This window comes from Aeromonas sp. 62-46 (assembly GCF_001898585.1).
Classification (GTDB): Bacteria; Pseudomonadota; Gammaproteobacteria; order Enterobacterales; family Aeromonadaceae; genus Aeromonas; species Aeromonas caviae.
Map to the genome: position 1 here is coordinate 16,930 of NZ_MKUI01000040.1, position 18,961 is coordinate 35,890.

Genomic DNA, 18,961 nt, shown 5'->3' on the forward strand with positions numbered 1-18,961 from the left:
CTCTCTCCTACACCTTGAAACGGGCCACCAGACTCTGCTGCTGGCTGGCCAGCCCCGACAACACCTCACCACTGCTCGCCGATACCCGGGACGCCTGCTCGGTCTCGTGAGCCACGTCTGCGATGGCCGCCACGTGCTGGGCCACTCCCTGACTCACCGAAATCTGCTCCGCTGCGGCATAAGCCATGTGATCCGCAATCTCCTTGATGGCCTCCATGCGCGAGGCGATCCCCCCCAGGGCACTTTCGACATCCCGGGTCTGCTGCACACTCTGCTGGGTCTGCTCATGGCTCTGGGCCATCACGCTCGCCACATCGCGGGCGCATCCCTGCAGGTTGTCGATCATCACCTGGATCTCCTGGGTCGCCCCTTGTGAACGGGTAGCCAGCGCCCGCACCTCCTCGGCCACCACGGCAAAGCCCCGCCCGGCCTCCCCGGCACGGGCCGCTTCGATGGCCGCATTGAGGGCCAGCAGGTTGGTCTGTTCAGCCATGCCACGGATCACCTCGAGAATGTTGCCAATGTTGCTGCTGTAGCCTTCGAGCTTGCGGGTGATCGCCATGGCCCCGGCGATGTCGGTCGCCAGTTGCTCGATGCCATCCCGATTGGCCTGCATCAGATGACGTCCGCGCCGGCTCTCGTCATTGGCCTCCCCCACCTCCCGACGAACATGATCGCTCGAGCGCGCCACTTCGGTCGCACTGGTCTCCAGCTCGAAGATGGCGGCCGCCACCTGATCGGTCTGGGCCTTCTGCGCCTGCACCTGCGACATCACCTGCTCGCCGATCTCCGCGGTCTTGCGCGTCTCACTCACCAGATACTCAGAGCCGGTCTGGACCTCCATCAGGAGCGTCTTGGTGTGGTGGGCCAGCTGGTCGATGGAGTTCGCGACCTCACCAAGCTCGTTCCTGGCGGGGTAGCGCACCCGCAGCGTCATGTCCCCTTGTGCCATCAAACCGAGAACCCGATTGATCCGCACCAGCGGCACCTGGATGCTGCGGGCCGTACTCCAGGCAACAATGAGAGCGATGAGCACGGAACACAGGGCCACCATCACGATCCAGGTGCGGGCGCTGTCAACCGCGACGTCGGCACTCAGCCTGTCCTCCTGCATGCTCTGGTTGCTGATGGCGATAAGCCTGTCCAGGACCTCCCCCAGTTGCTGGCTCTGCGCCTCCTGCTGTTCACGCAAGCCATGGAGTTGCTGGCTGATTTGCTGACGGCGCACCAGGGTGGCAATCAGCCCCTTGTCGCCAAATACAAGTTGGGGAATGCGCGCCACATGGCGGGTGAACCTGGCCTTGACGTCATCGGGGACAACAATCCGCTCCAGACGCTGGTTCGCAATGTCGATGTCTTTGGCCAGCACCCCCTGTAGCGCCACCAGATCCGTGTTGCCGTCGGCACGCAGGATCAGCTTGAGATCCCGTGCAATACCGCTGGTGATGAGCTCCGCCTTGTTCTGCAAAGAGCGCCGCCCTGCCGTGTAACGCACCAGCAGGTCTGCCGCCGAACGGTAGTTGTCGTCCAGGTGCAGCAGCTCGCTCCGCATCCGTGCGAGCACCCGTTCCAGCTCGACCGACTCTTCGTGCAGGCTCATCAACTGCTCAGAGATGGTAAACAGCCGGGGGGCCTGGTCGGTGACCCGGGCGAGTTGCCGCTCACTCTCGGTATCGAGTGTCAGGGCCGCGAATGCCTTGATGTGCTGCTCATAGCGGACCTTGTCATGGGCAACACGCTGACGGGACTCGGGGAACGCCGACGTCTCCCGGATGGCGAGATGCGCCAGGCTGTCCCTGTCAGCCATCAGCAACGCGGCGCGCAGCCGGCTGGCGGTCAGGGCCTGAGGCGTCGCCTCCTCGGTCACCTGCTGGAAACGACCGTGAATGGAGGTCGTCTTCAGGTAACTGATGGCCCCGAGCAATAGCAACAGGACCAGCAGCAGCGTAAAGCCCAATCTGATCCGCTGTACGATCGACATCCTTCTCTCCCACCTCTCCCTCCGCATCGGGGCGGAGCCGGTTATCAAGGCACCAGGAGCCCGACAGGCATCCTGGTGCATCTGGCTGACGGCTTATCGACTCAACCTGCCCTGGCAATCGAGCCTGACCACTTCCCCTGAGGCCCCCAGCAGAGAAGCCGGTACCCAGCGTACGGTCGCCATGTCGATGCGTGCCTGTCCACTGGTGCCCAGGATGAAGGGGGTATTGACCTTCGCGAAGTCCATGCCCTCTTCGAGGCAGCGCAGGGGCAGACTCAGGGTCACCCACTTCTGCGGGGGCAACTGGCGCAAGGTCGGAGCAATCTCGATGGACTTGCCGCAGGGCCAGCCACACTGCAGCCCCAGCGTCATGTCCCCCGCTGGCGCCTGCTGCACCCGCAGCGTCACCTGCAGCTCGCTCTCTCCCTTCAGGTAGGTGCGACGATCCGCCCCCTTGACCTGGGTGGTCTGCAACTGGATCGTGGCTCCGGAGTCGACACCCGGCTTGTCCGCCCCGAGGAAGGTGACCGCTCGCGCATCCTGCTGGCGCAGGTAGTCGATGGGCTGAACCTTGATGAAGGTCATCTCGGTCACGCTGTTGCCGGAGACTTCAGTCCCCGTCCAGTTGCTGGCATCCCCCATGCGCAGACGGTGTTCTTCACCCGCCTTTGGCCCGAACAGCTCGAGCACCTTGTCAGCGGCGCTCAGTTTGGCGGGGTCGCTCTCGTTGCAGCCGAAGGTACGATTATCCAGGGTCAGGGTATTGAGGTTGCTGACCCGGGCCGCCACAGGGGAAGGCTTGCCGTAGCTGAGCCCGTAGCCATAGGGGAAGAGCGGTGCGTACTCACCCGCTGGATCCTGCTCGAAGGCTGGACGCTGCCAGCCCGGGATATGGGTGGGCGTGCGATTGATGGTGGTGGCGCACTTGCTGAAGGGCCACGAGAAGGAGAGGCGTCCCTGGAAGTCATGGGCCACCTTGCCCTTGGCATCCCTGAACAGCAGATCGGTGATCCCCTCCCCCTCGGTGCCCGGCAGCCAGGCGGCGACAAAGGCGGAAGAGAGATTGAGCTCCTCATTGACGTAGAGCGGACGTCCGGAGAAAAGCACGGTCACCACGGGGATGCCGGCCGCCTTCAGCCGCTTGAGGGTCAACAGGTCCTCGTGATAGCTGCTCTTGAGATCCCCATAGGCAAGGGTCTTGTTGTCAGGAATGTCGCCGAACCACTCGGCATAGGGATCCTCCCCCATGACCAGGATGGCGACATCGGGCTTGGCTCCCGCAAACTCACCGGATCCCGTGCTCACCTGCACATGATCCGCACCGACGGTGGCGGTCACCGCATCCAGCACGCTCTGGGCACCGGGGAAATCACCGCGCCCGTTCTCGCTGCCTTGCCAGGTCAGGCTCCAGCCCCCCACCTGCTTGCCCAGATCGTTGGCGGCGCTCCCAGCCACCAGCACCCGGCTCTGCCGGCTCAGGGGCAGGATCCTGCCCTCGTTCTTGAGCAGCACCAGCGACTTGCGTACCGCCTCCCGGGCCAGCGCCTTGTGCGTCACGGCACCAAGTTCACCCTGCTTGCCCGCCAGCTCACGGGCCGACGGCATGGGTTTCTCCCACAGCCCGGCCCGCATCTTGACCCGCAGGATACGCGTCACGGCATCGTCGATCCGGCTTATCGGGATCTGCCGGCTCGCCACGCCATCGAGCAGGCTCTGGCGAAACTCCATCCAGTCCTTGCGCGCCGTGACCATGAAGATGTCGACCCCGGCCAGCACCGCAGACAGGCAGCTCCCCATGGTGCAACCGGCGATCTCGCTGTGACCGTTCCAATCAGAGACGACAAGGCCATCAAAGCCCATCTTGCCCTTGAGCACGTCGGTCAGCAGATAGCGGCTGCCGTGCAGCTTGCCGTTGTACTCAACCCCGTCTTCTGGCAGCACGTCGCGGTTGAGCTCGTTGTGCCAGCTATTGAACGAAGCCATCACCACCTGGGCACCGGCATCCAGCCCCGAGAAGTAGCCCACCGCGTGCAGGTTGCGCAGGTCCTCTTCCGAATAGAAGTTCTGACCCCGGTCGACCCCGTTCAGGGTACCGCCGTCCCCCACGAAGTGTTTCACGTTCGAGATGACATGGCGCTGGCCGCGCAGATCCGTCGCGGAACCTTGCAGGCCACGCACCATCTCTCCGGCATAGTGATAGACGATGGCGGGATCTTCGGAATAGCCCTCATAGGTCCGGCCCCAGCGATCATCCCTCGGCACCGCCACCGTCGGGGCGAAGGTCCAATCCAGCCCGGTGGCGGCCACTTCCCGCGCCGTCACCTGGCCGATACGGTAGATGAGATCCGGATCCCGCGCCGCCCCCAGGCCGATATTGTGCGGGAACAGGGTCGCCGCGAAGACGTTGTTGTGGCCGTGCACCGCATCGGTCGCCCACATGAAGGGGATGCGATACCCCCTGCCCTCAAAGCCCGCTTCCGCCGCCTGCCAATAGGTGTCGGCCTGGTGTGCCCAGTCCTGGGCCGACGCGTGTTTGTTGTTGCCGGGCCAGCCCCCTCCCCCGTTGAGGACGGAGCCAATCTTGTAGCGCGTCACCTCCTCAGGTGTCACTTCACGAAAGTCGGGCTGGATCATCTGGCCAACCTTCTCCTCCAGGGTCATCCGGGAGAGCAGAGCCTGGATCTGGCGCTCCATCCCCTCGTCCCTGGCAATGGCGCTGTGGATCTGCGGCCAGGTGGAAAAATAGGGCATGGTCGACAACTCATCCGCCATCCCGGCACTCCAGATGCCGCACCCCACGAATAGGCAGGTCATAGACCTGGTGAGACCTGTAGTTTTACGCATTTTCCTTATGACTCTCCGGATGTTCTCGTTCATCGCCTGGACTCATCGTTCATGGCGAGTCGTCTTGAAAAACAGTCAAATTTGAAATCGATTGCAAGAATATTAAATGGTAAACAGAAATCTCTTCGTCATTCCAGCAGTATCTTTGTCATGCCATGACAAAGATCCCGCTGAAAGAGAAAATAGTGATGCAACTCACAAACTCGGGGGCGTGCATCATCAGCAGAATACCCAGGAAGGAACAGAGAGAACGGGTAGGCCCATGTCAGAAAGATCAACAAAATAAAATTAAAACAATAATTTAAATGCAATCCACCACATTGATTTGCCGCATGATCTGCCTGGAACGACACCGATATGGCCAAACGGCCGGGGAGTCAGAGGAATGTTGAAAGGATTCAGTGGAATTCAATTCAAGTGCATGAATATATCAATAAACGAAAATTTGCCGTCTCCATCACATTTCATAAAAGCAAACTTGATCTGCCAAAAAATTTACTGTTACCTGAATCGTGAAATCGATTTCCAATCAGGAATTGTGTGTGAATCTTGACAGTGAAATGCGGGCCGCAGGATGACTCGGTCATTTTCTGCGTGAGTGCGAAAATCGACGCCATTATTTCCGTCTGTGATCAAAGGGGTAACAATGAAAACATCTCGGCTTAGTGCCCTGACGCTTGCCATGTCTTGCGTCATTGGCTTGCATGGCTGCTCCCTGCCCAGCGCAGGGGCATCTGGTTCAGGTACCTCCTCGGCATCTGCCGGGCCTGTGGGTGAATTGCTGACCAATGGGGGCTTCCAGGGAACCGATGGATGGTGGACGGCCGGGGGGACCCTGAACGCCGAGAACCAGATGGGCTGTATCACCTTCACCGAGTCGGGCTCCAATCCTTGGGATGTCATCCTGGGTCAGTCCAATCTCGGCCTGGTGCAGGGGCAAACCTACAAACTCCATTTCACTGCCATGGCCAAGAGCGACATCAACGTCAAGGCCCTGATCCAGCATGATGGCGCCCCCTACACCAACTACATGGTGCAGGACCTCGCCCTCGGCAGCACGCCCAAACCGTTCGATATCCAGTTCACACCTTCTGCCACTGACGAGAAGACCCAGTTCCAACTTCAGATGGGCACCCAGACACCGACCACTGTCTGTATCGGTGAAGCCACGCTATCGGGCCCCTCCTTGATCAAGAAATCGGAGCTGGGCAGCGTGCGCGTCAACCAGGTCGGCTATCTGAGCAAGGCTCTGAAACGGGCGACCATCGCCACCGACAGCAAGGACTCGCTCCCCTGGACCCTGCGCAATGCCCAGGGTGAGACCATCGCGGAAGGCAAGACCACGCCCTTTGGCCTGAATGCCGCATCCGGCGAGAACGTGCAGATTGCCGACTTCAGTCAGGTCACCACCCCGGGCACAGGCCTGGTACTGGAGGTCGCCGGCCAGAAGAGTCATCCATTCAGCATCGGCGATGACATCTATCACACCATGAAATTCGATGCCCTCTCCTTCTTCTATCAGCAGCGTAGCGGCATCGACATCGAAGCCAAATATGTCCAGCGCCCCGACCTTGCTCGCCCGGCAGGACACAAGCCCGAGAACGTAACCTGCTTCAACAAGCAGGACGCCAAGGGCAACCAGTGGCCTGGCTGTGACTTCACGCTGGATGTGACCGGCGGCTGGTACGACGCTGGCGATCAGGGCAAGTACGTGGTCAACGGGGGGATCTCGGTATGGACCTTGATGAACCTTTATGAACGGGAGCAGCTGGCGAAAGAGGGTGACAAGAGCGCCTTTGCCGACGGCAAGGTCAAGATCCCGGAACAGCACAACGGCTACAACGATCTGCTGGACGAGTCCCGCTGGATGATGGAGTTCTTCCTCGCCATGCAGGTGCCCGAAGGCAAGAAGGCCTGGGTGCCGGTAGGCGATCAGTCCAAGCAGCTCGACAGCCTGAAACTGACCGAGATCGATGCCTCCGGCATGGTCTTCCACAAGGTCGCCGACGAAGCCTGGACCGGGATGCCGCTCCCGCCCCACAAGGATCCACAACCCCGTTTCCTGAGCCACCCCAGCACGGCTGCGACTCTGAACCTGGCGGCCACCGCCGCCCAGTCCGCTCGCGTATGGAAGGATCTGGATCCGGCCTTCGCACAGCGCAGCCTGCAGGCAGCGGAACGAGCCTGGAAGGCGGCCAACCGCCATCCGGACGTCTATGCCTATGACAACTTTGTGGGATCCGGTCCCTATGATGACACCAACCTGAAGGACGAATTCTACTGGGCTGCCGCCGAGCTGTTTGCCACCACCGGCAAAGCCGAGTACAAGCAGGCCGTCCAGCAGTCCCCTCTCTATCTGGCCGCCCCCAAGGGGGATCGTAGCGCAAGCGGTGATCTCTACTGGCAGGATCTAAGCAGCGCAGGGACCATCACGCTGGCCATGGTGCCTAACAAACTGGGCAAACAGGAAGTGGAGAAGGCGCGCGCCGCTATCATCGCCGCAGCTGACGGCTACCAGAAGAGCGTGGTGACGGAGGGTTACCTTATCCCCTATCAGGCGACCGAATACCCCTGGGGCTCCAACTCCAACCTGATGAACCGCAGCATCTTCCTCGGGTTGGCCCATGACTTCACGGGAGAGCGCAAATACCTGCAGGCCATGTCCGATGCCATGGACTATGTGCTCGGCCGCAACCCCCTCGACCAGTCCTATGTGTCGGGCTACGGCAGCCGTCCGCTGAAGAATCCGCACCACAGGTTCTGGGCTCACCCCATCGACCCCGCGTCTCCCCTGGTTCCGCCAGGTGTACTCTCGGGCGGACCGAACTCCATCAACTTCAGCGATCCCGTTGCCTCCACCCTCAAGGGCAAGTGTACCGGCCAGACCTGCTGGAAAGATGAGATTGGTGCCTGGACGCTGAACGAGGTCACCGTCAACTGGAATGCCCCCTTCTTCTGGACGGTCAGCGTACTGGATGAAGGTGGATTGACCCGCTGATCACCCTTCCAATGCTCCGTCCCCGTGACGGAGCATTGTTTTACTCCCCTGCCGACCTTGCCCAGGACAGCTCCCGCACCGGTCGCCACCCTCCGCTTTACGTTTCCCTTTTCCCTTTTCCCTTTTCCGTCATCATTCAGAGGCTGACGGCAGCAGAACCCTCTCTTATCGATCATTTCATTGCATCTGACCGCACCTTCGCAACCCTGCCTTTTACATGTCCGTCTCTTGGCCACCTTATTTGCGCATCCACTTGATCCCTCATTTGCCATCAGATTTGCTGACGCCATCTGGGCATCACCTGCTCCCAGCCTCTTCTACAGTGCCCCCCGCGCGAAGAAGGCGGGAAAGCAGGATACCCGGCTCCTGAATCGGGTTTCGTGACCCTCAGCGAGAACCACAAGGCAACCCCAGGCTGAGCCCGCCATCTGAGCAAGACACTGTACAGAGCCCCTTAGCCGCCACCATGACCCCCTGCCACCAGGGGGTGAAGGAGCACGGCGATGGGCTCGGTTATCCAGGATTGCTGGCATGGGCGCCGGATCGGCACCATGCAGAAAGCGCCCCCTGCATCATGCAGGGGGCAGGGGCAGGGGCAGGGGCAGGGGCAGGGGCAGGGGCAGCATGAAAACCACGACAGATTTGAAATCGATATTTCAAAATACCAAGTCGAATAAACATGGCGCAAACCACATTATAAAAACAATTACAATTAACTGATAAATAACGATATTTTATTTTTTCAACCTTATACCAGATATCCATCAAGTGATCGAGATCACAATTACAAAACCCGATTCGTGAAATCGATTTCCCACATTGTTGCATCGATCTATAGTGAGCCCAGCTTAATAACTGAGGAATGATCATGAAAAAAATCATGTTGTGCTGCTCTGCCGGGATGTCCACCAGCCTGCTGGTGAAAAAAATGCTGGTAGAAGCCGAAAAACGGGGCCTGGCTGCCGAGATCAAGGCTTTTGGCGCATCGGAGTTCGATGACCAGATGCCCCATTACCAGGTGGTCTTGCTGGGACCGCAGATCAAGTACATGCAACCGGAGTTGCAAGCCAAGGCGGCGGCTCACGGCATCAAGGTACAACCTATCGACATGATGGATTACGGCATGCAGCGCGGCGACAAGGTGCTGGACTACGCCCTGTCCCTGATTGGTTAAGCGTGCTCACAAGGAAGGACACACACTATGAGTTCACTCTATGGGATGCTGGTCAAGTTGATCGAACAACGGATCGGCCCATTGGCAGGAAAACTGGGCCAGCAACGCTATGTTCTGGCCATCCGTGACGGTTTTATTGCCGCGCTGCCGTTCATGATCGTCGGCAGCTTCATGCTGGTCTTCATCTTCCCACCCATCTCCAGCGAAACCACCTGGGGCTTTGCCAGAGCCTGGCTCGATTTTTCCAACACCTATCGTGCCGAACTCATGTTGCCCTTCAACATGAGCATGGGGCTGATGACAGTCTTCATCTCGGTGGGCGTCGCATCCAGCCTGGCCAAGCAGTACTCCCTGGACCCCATCACCACGGGCCTGCTGTCGCTGATGTCGTTCATGCTGGTGGCGGCCCAATACAAAGACGGCACCATCTCCACCCAGTATTTCTCAGGTCAGGGCATCTTTACCGCACTCATTTGTGCCATCTATTCGACCGAGGTCTACGCCTGGCTCAAGCGCAACAACATCACCATCCGTCTGCCCGAGCAGGTGCCGATGGGAGTGGCGCGCTCCTTCGAGGTGCTGATCCCGGTCCTGGCGATTATCCTGACCCTGCACCCCTTCAACATGCTGCTGCAGGAAACCACTGGCATGATCCTGCCCGAGGCGATCATGTCCATGCTCAAACCGCTGGTGGCGGCTTCCGACAGCCTGCCTGCCGTCTTGCTGGCTGTGCTGTTGTGCCAGATCCTCTGGTTTGCCGGCATCCACGGCACCATGATCGTCACCGGCATCATGAACCCCTTCTGGATGGCAAACCTGGCCAGCAACCAGGCCGCATTGGCCGCCGGCCAAGCCATTCCCCACACCTTCCTGCCCGGTTTCTGGGATCATTTCCTCTTTATCGGCGGCGTGGGCTCCACCTTGCCACTGGCATTCCTGCTGATGCGCAGCCGCGCCGTGCACCTGCGCACCATAGGGCGAATGGGCGTGGTCCCCGGGTTCTTCAACATCAACGAGCCGATCCTGTTTGGTGCTCCCATCATCATGAACCCGGTCTTCTTCCTGCCCTTCATCCTGGTGCCGGTGATCAACGCCATCCTGGCCTGGTTCGCGGTGGATCTGGGTCTGGTTGAGAAGGTCGTGATGCTGACCGCATGGACCACGCCGGCCCCCATCGGCGCCTCCTGGGCGACCAACTGGGCCTTCAGTCCGGTCATCATGTGCTTCATCTGCATGGGGATCTCCGCCCTGATGTATTACCCCTTCGTGCGGGCTTACGAACGCACCCTGCTCAAGCAGGAAGCCGAGACGGCTGAAGCGGAAGAAGCTGCCAGATCAGAAAAAGCAGACACAATCACACCGATTCAGAGTCAGGCGTAAGCGCCAGGCGTGCGGGCGCCACTCCGCCTGCACGCCGGTCATCAAGAGGAAACTGCAATGCAATATACATTCCCCGAAGGCTTCTGGTGGGGTAGCGCCTCGTCGGCCGCACAATCGGAAGGGGCTGCCAATGTGGGCGGCAAGGCACCAACCATCTGGGATCACTGGTTCGAGACGGAGCCACACCGTTTCCATGGTCAGGTTGGCCCGGCCAACACCTCCACCTTCTACGATCGTTATCGTGAAGACATCGCATTGATGGAACAGATTGGCCACAACAGCTTCCGCACATCCATCTCCTGGGCCCGGTTGCTGCCGGATGGCCACACCGTCAACCAGGAGGCCGTCGACTTCTACAACAAGGTTATCGATGAGCTGCTGGCCAAGGGGATCAAACCCTTCATCGGCCTGTTCCACTTCGACATGCCGATGTACTGGCAGGAGCAGGGGGGCTGGGAGAGCCGCGAAACCGTGGCGGCTTATGCCGAGTACGCAGCGCTCTGCTTCAAACTGTTCGGTGATCGCGTCGCCTGCTGGATGACCTTCAATGAACCCGTTGTAGTAGTGGAAGGAGGGTATCTGTATGACTTCCATTACCCGAACCAGATGGACTTCAAACGGGCAGCCCAGGTGGCCTATCACATGATGCTGGCCCACAGTCTGGCGGTGAAGCGTTATCGCACACTCTCCCTGCCCGGCCAGATCGGCATCGTCCTGAACCTGACCCCCTCCTATCCGCGCTCTTCAAACCCGGCAGACTTGAAGGCCTCGTTCATTGCCGACCTGTTCTTCAACCGTGCCTTCCTCGATCCTGCGGTGAAGGGGGTTTATCCCCAGGAGCTGATCGATATCCTGCGCGAGCACGATCAGATGCCCGTGGTGCAAAGCGGCGACTGCGAACTGCTGGCCGCCGGCAAGATCGATCTGCTCGGCATCAACTACTACCAGCCGCGGCGAGTGAAGGCACGCATGACGGCCATCAACCCGGACTCCCCTTTCCTGCCTGACTGGTTCTTCGAGAATTACGAGATGCCAGGCCGCAAAATGAACCCTTATCGCGGCTGGGAAATATATGAGCGCGGTATTTATGACATATTGATCAACCTGCGAGATAACTATGGAAATATCCCAAGCTATATCTCCGAAAATGGTATGGGTGTCGAAGGGGAGCACAGATTCATTGGTGAAGATGGTCAGGTAAAAGACGATTATCGTATCGACTTCATTCGCGGCCACCTCCAGTGGATTCATACCGCCATTGCCGAAGGAAGTAATTGCCGTGGTTATCACCTGTGGACCTTTATTGACAACTGGTCCTGGATGAATGCCTACAAGAACCGTTATGGATTCATCAGCCTTGATTTGGAAAGCCAGCAGCGCACCGTCAAGAAAAGTGGTGAATGGTTCGCCAACGTCTCTCGTAATAATGGATTTTAAGGAGTCATAAATGATGGATCTTGAAGAAGCAGTCATGGGCATCATCGTCAATGCCGGCCAATCTCGCAGTCTCTGTTTCGAAGCCCTGCGTCAGGCTCGTGCTGGCCAGTTCAGCGAAGCGGATGCCTTGCTGCTCCAGGCCACCGACGCGGGGAAGGCTGCCCATGCCGTACAAACCAAACTGATTGAAGCCGATGAGGGCGAAGGCAAGACCAAGATGACACTGGTCATGGTACATGCCCAGGATCACCTGATGACCTCCATTCTGTGCCGCGAACTGGCCACCGAACTGGTCGAGATCTATCGCCGCCAAGCCAGCTGACTTTAACTCATCGGATCGGGAGTCCGTGCTTTTGCCACCGTTATATACGGTGGCTTTTTTTATTCTGGTTATACCAGCCAGCCGTCATGTATTTCATACCTTTCTCAGGCAATTTCAAAAATATGAAACTGTCATGACGCGATACCAGTATAAGTTTCAATATCTGTTTATGGCTATTCTGATGCTGCTTGTAGTCATCAATAAAACACTCATTAATAAACACACAGGAATGTGGATAATATGCGTAAACTTGGACTGATGTCAGTATTGCTGATGGCGGGAGGATTATATTCCACTCAGGCATCGGCATGGTGGTGGAGCAATCAGGATTGGCAGGTCTCTGATGGTTGGCGCAATGGCGGGTCAGAATTCGACTGCACCTGGCGCGCCGCCAACGTCTGGATGGAGTCCGGCACGGCCATCCTCCATGCGAAATCCGACAAAGGGAACAAGAGCTGTGCTGAGCTGCGAACCTACAACTACACCCGCAAGGGTCGTTATGAGGTGCAGATGCAGGCAGGATCGGTGCCCGGCACCATCAGCTCCTTCTTTACCTATACCGGAGATGCAGGCACCAGCTCTCACTATGAAGTCGACATCGAGCTGATGGGGGGCACCAACCTGCTCCATACCAACGTCTGGATCCAGGGGCGTCAGTATCCCCAGGACATCGACCTGGGCAAGTACGGTATCTCCATCTGGAACATGGAGCGCTACGCCTTCAACATCGACGAGGCGGGAGTCACCTGGCAGGTCTTCAGCCGCACCCAGAACAAATGGGTGAGCGTGCGCCGCGAGAGCCGCCCCGTCACCAGCTGGATGCAGACGTTTGTGAATAACTGGATCAGCGCCAACCCGAGCTTCCCGCCCAGTTCCTACAACGGCCAGCCCGTCTACGCCAAATACAAGTACGCCAATGTGACGCCCTGGGAGTGATCGCGATGGTCAACTAAATCCGGGCACACGGCGGCATACCCAAAACCGAAGACACAAAAAAGCCCAACTGAATAAATCAGTTGGGCTATATAGATGGCGGAGGAGGTGGGATTTGAACCCACGGATGGTCGCCCATCGCCGGTTTTCAAGACCGGTGCATTCAGCCGCTCTGCCACCCCTCCGCAGCAGTGCGACGCATATTACCCATGCCCCCAGCCCTTGTAAATCCCCACTCCGTTTGTTTGCCCATTTATTGGGCTATCTGGCGCACAAAACCGGCAAAACCGCTGCAAACCGTGCTTTTTCAAGCGGATGGCTTGACTTGAAAACAGACTCACCCACTATAGGGGCCACTACCACATCCCCAGCAAGATGGACTTATGAGAATCAAACATGCCCTGTTCGCCGCCCTGACCGGCGCGACCCTGCTTGCGGCGCCCGTGCAGGCGAGCGAGCTGACCAAGAGCGATGTCGAGCAGATCGTGCGCGACTATCTGGTCAAGAATCCGGAGATCCTGGTCGAGATGTCCAACGCCCTGCGTGCCAAGCAGGAGAGCCAGCAGGCCGAGAACGACAAGACGCTGATAGAAGCCCATGCCAAGCAGCTCTTCGCCAACCAGGATCCCGAGAGCGGCAATCCCAAGGGCAGCCTGACGGTGGTGGAGTTCTTCGACTACAACTGCGGCTACTGCAAGCGCGCTCATCCCCTCATTCAGCAACTGCTCTCTGAGGACAAGGAGATCCGCTACATCTACAAGCAGTTCCCCATCCTGAGCGAAACCTCCTACTACGCCGCCCGCGCGGCGCTGGCGGTGAAGCTCGGCCAGCCCGACAAATACCAGGCCTTCCACGACAAGCTGTACGCCCATCAGGGACCCCTCTCCGACGAAGCCCAGGTGAAAGACGTCGCCAGAGCCGCCGGCGTGGACTGGAGCAAGGTCGAGGCGAAGATCAAGGACGGCAGCATCGATCAGAATCTGGGTACCAACCGGGCGCTGGCCGAAGCCATGGCCATTTCCGGCACCCCAGCCTTCATCATCGGCGATCAGATCCTGCGCGGCGCACCGCGGGATCTGGCCAGCCTCAAGGCCATCATCAAGGATGTCCGCGCCGGCAAGAGCATTCAGTAACCCGCGCGTTGTTCATGAAAAAACGCCCCGGCATGCCGGGGCGTTTTGCTGTTCAGGCTGCAAACCATCAGGCCTGATGGGCCGTCGCGAGACGCTGTCAGCAAGGCGAAGAGCAGCGCTGGGACCCGAGTCTATATGAATAAATGAGGTTCCCGAGCAGCCCATGACCCTTGATCACGGCTTCGCAGCAGGGCCATAACCGTTCGGGTTCTGGCTTTGCCAGCGCCAGGTATCGATCATCATCTGCTCCAGACCCCGCTCGGCCTGCCAGCCCAGCTCGTCACGGGCCAGGGCCGGTTCAGCCCAGCACTCGGCAATGTCGCCGGGGCGACGGGGCTTGATCTGGTAGGGAATGGCACGGCCACTGGCTGCCTCGAACGCCTTGACCATCTCCAACACGGAATAGCCCTGACCGGTGCCGAGGTTATAGGTGAAGACGCCGGTATCACTCTTGATGCGGGCCAACGCTTTGAGGTGACCGATGGCGAGATCCACCACGTGGATATAGTCGCGCACCCCGGTGCCGTCCGGGGTCGGATAGTCGTTGCCAAAGACCCCCAGCTCCTTGAGCTTGCCCACGCCGACCTGACTGATGTAAGGCAGCAGGTTGTTGGGGATGCCGTTGGGATCTTCACCGATGAGGCCGCTCTCGTGAGCCCCCACCGGGTTGAAGTAGCGCAGCAACACAATGGCCCAGCGAGGATCGGATTTGGAGAGGTCACGCAGGATCTCTTCGACCATCAGCTTGGAGCGGCCATAGGGGTTGGTGGCGCTGGTGGGAAAATCTTCCCGCAGGGGGACCGAGGCCGGATCCCCATAGACGGTGGCCGAGGAGCTGAACACCAGCCGGAACACGCCGGCCCTGGCCATCTCTTCGCACAGCACCAGGGTGCCGGTCACGTTGTTCTGATAGTAGGTGAGCGGGATCTGGCCGGATTCCCCCACCGCCTTGAGGCCGGCGAAGTGGATCACGGATGCTATCCTGTGTTCGGCAAACAGCCGTTGCAGGCAGGCTCTGTCCAGAATGTCCCCTTCCACGAAGGTGACCGGCTTGCCGGTGATCCGCTCGACCCGCTTGAGAGACTCGGGGGAGGCGTTGGAGAGGTTGTCCAGTACTACGACCTGCTGCCCGGTACTAAGCAGCTCGACCAGGGTGTGGGAACCGATGTAACCGGCTCCCCCCGTCACCAGAATTGTCATTTTTTATCCCGTACTTTGCTGAAACTGGGGTTGAGTCTACCCGCACGACCCGCCCGGGAAAAGCTCGGGATACCAATGACGCCCGTCAATACTCCAGGCTCACATCCCCTCTGGCGGTGCAGGAACAGGCCAGCGCCACCCCGTGCTCGAGGTCCTGCGCGCTCAGGGTCATCACGCTCTGTCGCTCGATTTCGCCTTCCGTGGTGCAGCGACAGGCGCCGCACACCCCGGCGCGGCAAGCGGCCATCATGGTCTCCCCCGCCCCCTCCAGTGCCGCCAGCAGGGTCTGACCCGGCAGTATCTTCACTTTCTTGCCGCTCTTTTTGAGGGTCAGCCAGAAGTGGTCGCTATCGGCCGCAACTGGCGCCGCGCCCGATGTAACAGCAGGCAGGCCGAACGACTCCTGGTGCAACTGCGCTGCCGGCAGTCCCAGCTCCGCCAGCATGGTGCAGACTGCGGTCATGTAGGGGGCAGGCCCGCACAGATAGACATGGCGGCTCAAGAGATCCGGCGCCAATTCCTTGAGCATCCCCGGTGTGAGCCGGCCAACCCAGGGATGAGCCGTTGGCGCCTCTTCCCCTACTTTCTCCAGCACTAAAGCATGGCGCACACCGGCATGAGCCTCGGCCAGCGAAGCCAGTTCCCTTGCGAAGATCACATCCCCGGGGGTTCTGGCGCTGTGAATAAAGCGAATGTCTGCATCCGGCCGTTTGGCCAGCTTGTCGCGCAGCATGGCCCACATGGGGGTTATGCCGGAGCCGGCGCTGAGCAGCAGCGGCCGCTCGCAGGGGAGCGCGGTCAGGTGGAAATCGCCGAAGGGGCCGTCTACCCGGATCTCGTCCCCCACTTGCAAGCTCTGGTGCAGATGGTGAGAGACCAGCCCCACATCCTTGATGGTGACCTGCCAGAAAGGATCCTGCGGGCTGGAGGAGAGGGTGTAGGCGCGGCAGTGGGGCTGGCCGTCAATCATCGTGTGCAGGGTGACGCACTGGCCGGCCAGCACGGAGGGCAGGTCGCCAGCCAGGGGTTCAAATTGCCAGCTCGCCACGTCGTGGGTCTCTGCCCGGCGGGCTATACAGCGCAGGCTCAAAGAGGTGGAGGTCATCGCAAGGCTCCTCTTGCTCGGAAATAGCGTTGAAAAAAGGCGAGCCATCAGGCTCGCCAAAGGCTTACAACATGCTGAGCGTGTAAGGCTGTATCTTTGCTCAGGCCGCCAGGATCTCGGCGAGATCCGCGTCTGCCGTGGTGGTTCCTTTCAGGCCGAACTGCTCCTCCAGCACCTTGAGCAGGGCCGGGGTGAGGAAGGCCGGGGCGGTCGGGCCGGTGCGGATGTCCTTCACACCGAGCGCCAGCAGGGTGAGCAAAATGACGATGGCTTTTTGCTCGAACCAGGAGAGCACCAGGGTCAGGGGCAGATCGTTGACGCCGCACTCGAACGCGTCGGCGAGCGCCAGGGCCAGCTGGATGGCGGAGTAGGCATCATTGCACTGACCCACGTCCAGCAGGCGCGGAATGCCGCCGATATCGCCGAAATCGAGCTTGTTGAACTTGTACTTGCCGCAGCCCAGGGTCAGCAGCAGGCTGTCCTGCGGGATCGCCTTGGCAAACTCGGTGTAGTAGGCGCGCTCGGCACGGTCACCGTCACATCCCCCCACCAGGAAGAAGTGGCTGATTTCGCCAGCCTTGACCTTGTCGATCACTGCGGGAGCGGCCTGCATCAGGGCGTTGCGGGCAAAACCGATGGTGATGAAGTGCTCGAGCTCAACGTGCTTGAAGCCTTCCAGCGCTTGTGCCTTGGCGATAACGGCAGAGAAATCTTCCCCTTCCAGATGAGTCACGCCCGGCCAGCCGACGATGGAGCGAGTGAAGATGCGATCCGAGTAGTTGCCCACGTTCGGGTCGATGATGCAGTTGGAGGTCATCACCACGGCGCCCGGGAAGTTGGCAAACTCCTTCTGCTGGTTCTGCCAGGCAGAGCCGTAGTTGCCCACCAGGTGCGGGTACTGCTTGAAGAAGGGGTAGGCCAGGGCCGGCAGCATCTCGCCGTGGGTGTAGACCTTGATGCCAGTGCCCCGGGTCTGCTCCAGGATGAGCTTAAGATCCACCATGTCGTGACCGGAGACCAGAATGCACTTGCCCGGTACCGGAGTGACGCGTACCTGGGTCGGCTCGGGGTGGCCGAAGGCGGTGGTTTCACCGAGATCCAGCATCTCCATGATCTTGAAGTTCAGCAGGCCGATCTCCATGGCGCACTTGAACAGGGGATCCAGATCGCAGGGATCCGTGCCGAGCCAGCTCATGATGCGATGGAATTCGGCGGCGACCCCGGCATCCTGCTGATCCAGCACCCGGGCGTGTTCCATGTAGGCGGCGGCGCCCTTGAGGCCGTAGAGGCAGAGCAGGCGCAGCCCCATGATGTCTTCGTTGACCTCGTTCTTGCCCCGGTTGACCGCGGTCTGCGGCGCTTGGGCAAGCTGGGCCAGCAGATCGGCACCCGGCTCGAAGCGGGCGGCAGCGGGCAGTGCATCGGCCTGTACCGCCAGCGGTGCCAGCTTGGCGGCCAGTTGCTGGCGATAGGCCAGCGCCTGGTTGACGTAGGCGACGATGCGAGCGGAGTCGAAGTTGACGTTGGTGAGGGTGGCAAAGAACGCCTTGGGCACGAAAGCGTCTATTTCGCTGTCGACGATGCCGTGCTCGCGGGCCGCCAGGGCCCAGGCGCTGAGCCCTTGCAGGGTATAGATCAGCACATCCTGCAGATCAGAAGTTTCAGCCGTCTTGCCGCACATGCCTTGTGCATAGGCGCAGCCGTTGCCTGCCGGGGTACGAATTGTCTGTTCACATTGCACACAAAACATCATGTCTCTCCTAATTGGACATTTCAGTTATCTGTTTTGTGGCGATTCTATTCCCCTCCTGGAAAACTTAATAGGCATTCAATTTACCAATTAACATTTCATTGATGCAGATCAAATAGAAAAAAGCCGCCCAAATCGGGCGGCAAGCGGGTGGGAAATCAAGGAGAGACAACTCGGGTTTGCAACAACAGGGGCAATGATACGGGCCGGAGCATGGGCAGCCGGCCCCAGATTCATCAGGCCAGATAGGCGCGCAGCATCCAGACCAGTTTCTCCTGCTGCTGCACATAGTCGGAGAGGATGGACGCAGTCCCTTCATCACCGGCATCGGCGGCCTGACCCAGGATGCGACGCTGGGCGACCAGCAGTTCGCGGAAGCTCGCCAGCAGGGATTCCACGCAGGCACGACCGTCATGCAGCCCCTTCTGCTCGGGGATGGCAGACACCTGGATGTAGTCGCTGAAGCTGTGCAAGGGCACACCATCCAGGGTCAGAATGCGTTCGGCCAGGGCATCGACTTTCAGCAGCAGGTCGTTGTAGATCTCTTCGAATTTCAGGTGCAGCTCGAAGAACTGGTTGCCGCGGATGTTCCAGTGGAAGCCACGGACGTTCATGTAGAGGATCTGGTAGCTGGCCAGCAGCTTGTTGAGCTCGGCGGCCAGGGCTTGTGATTGAACGGTATCAAGACCAATGGGGCTCTTCAT

General features: G+C 59.6%; 13 protein-coding genes and 1 tRNA gene. 7 read left to right on the forward strand and 7 right to left on the reverse strand.

Features of this window, described 5'->3' with window-relative positions:
- Positions 1-7 precede the first annotated feature (7 nt).
- Both BGO64_RS12980 and BGO64_RS12985 read right to left on the reverse strand, forming a co-directional pair.
- A complete protein-coding gene (locus BGO64_RS12980; RefSeq protein WP_175429513.1) occupies positions 8-1,981 on the reverse strand; it encodes a methyl-accepting chemotaxis protein in 1,974 nt (657 codons plus the stop codon).
- A 93-nt stretch (positions 1,982-2,074) separates the two neighbouring features.
- The gene (locus BGO64_RS12985) at positions 2,075-4,795 is read right to left on the reverse strand and encodes a glycoside hydrolase family 3 protein (protein WP_286700790.1); all 2,721 of its coding nucleotides are present in this window, start codon (positions 4,793-4,795) and stop codon (positions 2,075-2,077) included.
- Between the two features lie 712 nt (positions 4,796-5,507).
- Here BGO64_RS12985 and BGO64_RS12990 point away from each other — a divergent pair.
- The 6 genes from BGO64_RS12990 to BGO64_RS13015 all read left to right on the forward strand — a co-directional run bounded on the left by BGO64_RS12990 (position 5,508) and on the right by BGO64_RS13015 (position 13,072).
- Positions 5,508-7,823, forward strand: coding sequence for a glycoside hydrolase family 9 protein (locus BGO64_RS12990; RefSeq protein ID WP_353743885.1), 2,316 nt, complete (start codon positions 5,508-5,510; stop codon positions 7,821-7,823).
- A gap of 868 nt (positions 7,824-8,691) precedes the next feature.
- Positions 8,692-8,997 (forward strand): PTS sugar transporter subunit IIB, encoded by a 306-nt coding sequence (locus BGO64_RS12995; RefSeq protein WP_010673339.1) that lies wholly within the window; start codon positions 8,692-8,694, stop codon positions 8,995-8,997.
- Positions 8,998-9,024: 27 nt separating this feature from the next.
- Entirely contained in the window at positions 9,025-10,377 is a 1,353-nt protein-coding gene (locus BGO64_RS13000; protein WP_010673338.1) for a PTS cellobiose transporter subunit IIC, read from the forward strand.
- 57 nt (positions 10,378-10,434) lie between these two features.
- On the forward strand, positions 10,435-11,814 hold the full coding sequence (gene gmuD, locus BGO64_RS13005) for a 6-phospho-beta-glucosidase GmuD (protein WP_010673337.1): 1,380 nt from the start codon (positions 10,435-10,437) through the stop codon (positions 11,812-11,814).
- 10 nt (positions 11,815-11,824) lie between these two features.
- A complete protein-coding gene (locus BGO64_RS13010) occupies positions 11,825-12,136 on the forward strand; it encodes a PTS lactose/cellobiose transporter subunit IIA (RefSeq protein WP_010673336.1) in 312 nt (103 codons plus the stop codon).
- A 240-nt stretch (positions 12,137-12,376) separates the two neighbouring features.
- Positions 12,377-13,072, forward strand: coding sequence for a family 16 glycosylhydrolase (locus BGO64_RS13015; RefSeq protein ID WP_080560416.1), 696 nt, complete (start codon positions 12,377-12,379; stop codon positions 13,070-13,072).
- Positions 13,073-13,166: 94 nt separating this feature from the next.
- Here the strand turns inward: BGO64_RS13015 and BGO64_RS13020 are convergent.
- A tRNA-Ser gene (locus BGO64_RS13020) sits at positions 13,167-13,254 on the reverse strand.
- Between the two features lie 198 nt (positions 13,255-13,452).
- Here BGO64_RS13020 and BGO64_RS13025 point away from each other — a divergent pair.
- Entirely contained in the window at positions 13,453-14,202 is a 750-nt protein-coding gene (locus BGO64_RS13025) for a DsbA family protein (protein WP_039041345.1), read from the forward strand.
- 174 nt (positions 14,203-14,376) lie between these two features.
- On the opposite strand, the gene galE is transcribed toward BGO64_RS13025, so the two are convergent.
- The 4 genes from galE to BGO64_RS13045 all read right to left on the reverse strand — a co-directional run bounded on the left by galE (position 14,377) and on the right by BGO64_RS13045 (position 18,961).
- Positions 14,377-15,402 (reverse strand): UDP-glucose 4-epimerase GalE, encoded by a 1,026-nt coding sequence (gene galE / locus BGO64_RS13030; RefSeq protein WP_286700792.1) that lies wholly within the window; start codon positions 15,400-15,402, stop codon positions 14,377-14,379.
- A gap of 85 nt (positions 15,403-15,487) precedes the next feature.
- On the reverse strand, positions 15,488-16,507 hold the full coding sequence (locus tag BGO64_RS13035; RefSeq protein WP_286700793.1) for an FAD-binding oxidoreductase: 1,020 nt from the start codon (positions 16,505-16,507) through the stop codon (positions 15,488-15,490).
- Between the two features lie 100 nt (positions 16,508-16,607).
- The gene (gene hcp, locus BGO64_RS13040) at positions 16,608-18,257 is read right to left on the reverse strand and encodes a hydroxylamine reductase (protein WP_286700803.1); all 1,650 of its coding nucleotides are present in this window, start codon (positions 18,255-18,257) and stop codon (positions 16,608-16,610) included.
- 236 nt (positions 18,258-18,493) lie between these two features.
- Positions 18,494-18,961 (reverse strand): Dps family protein, encoded by a 468-nt coding sequence (locus BGO64_RS13045; protein WP_010673329.1) that lies wholly within the window; start codon positions 18,959-18,961, stop codon positions 18,494-18,496.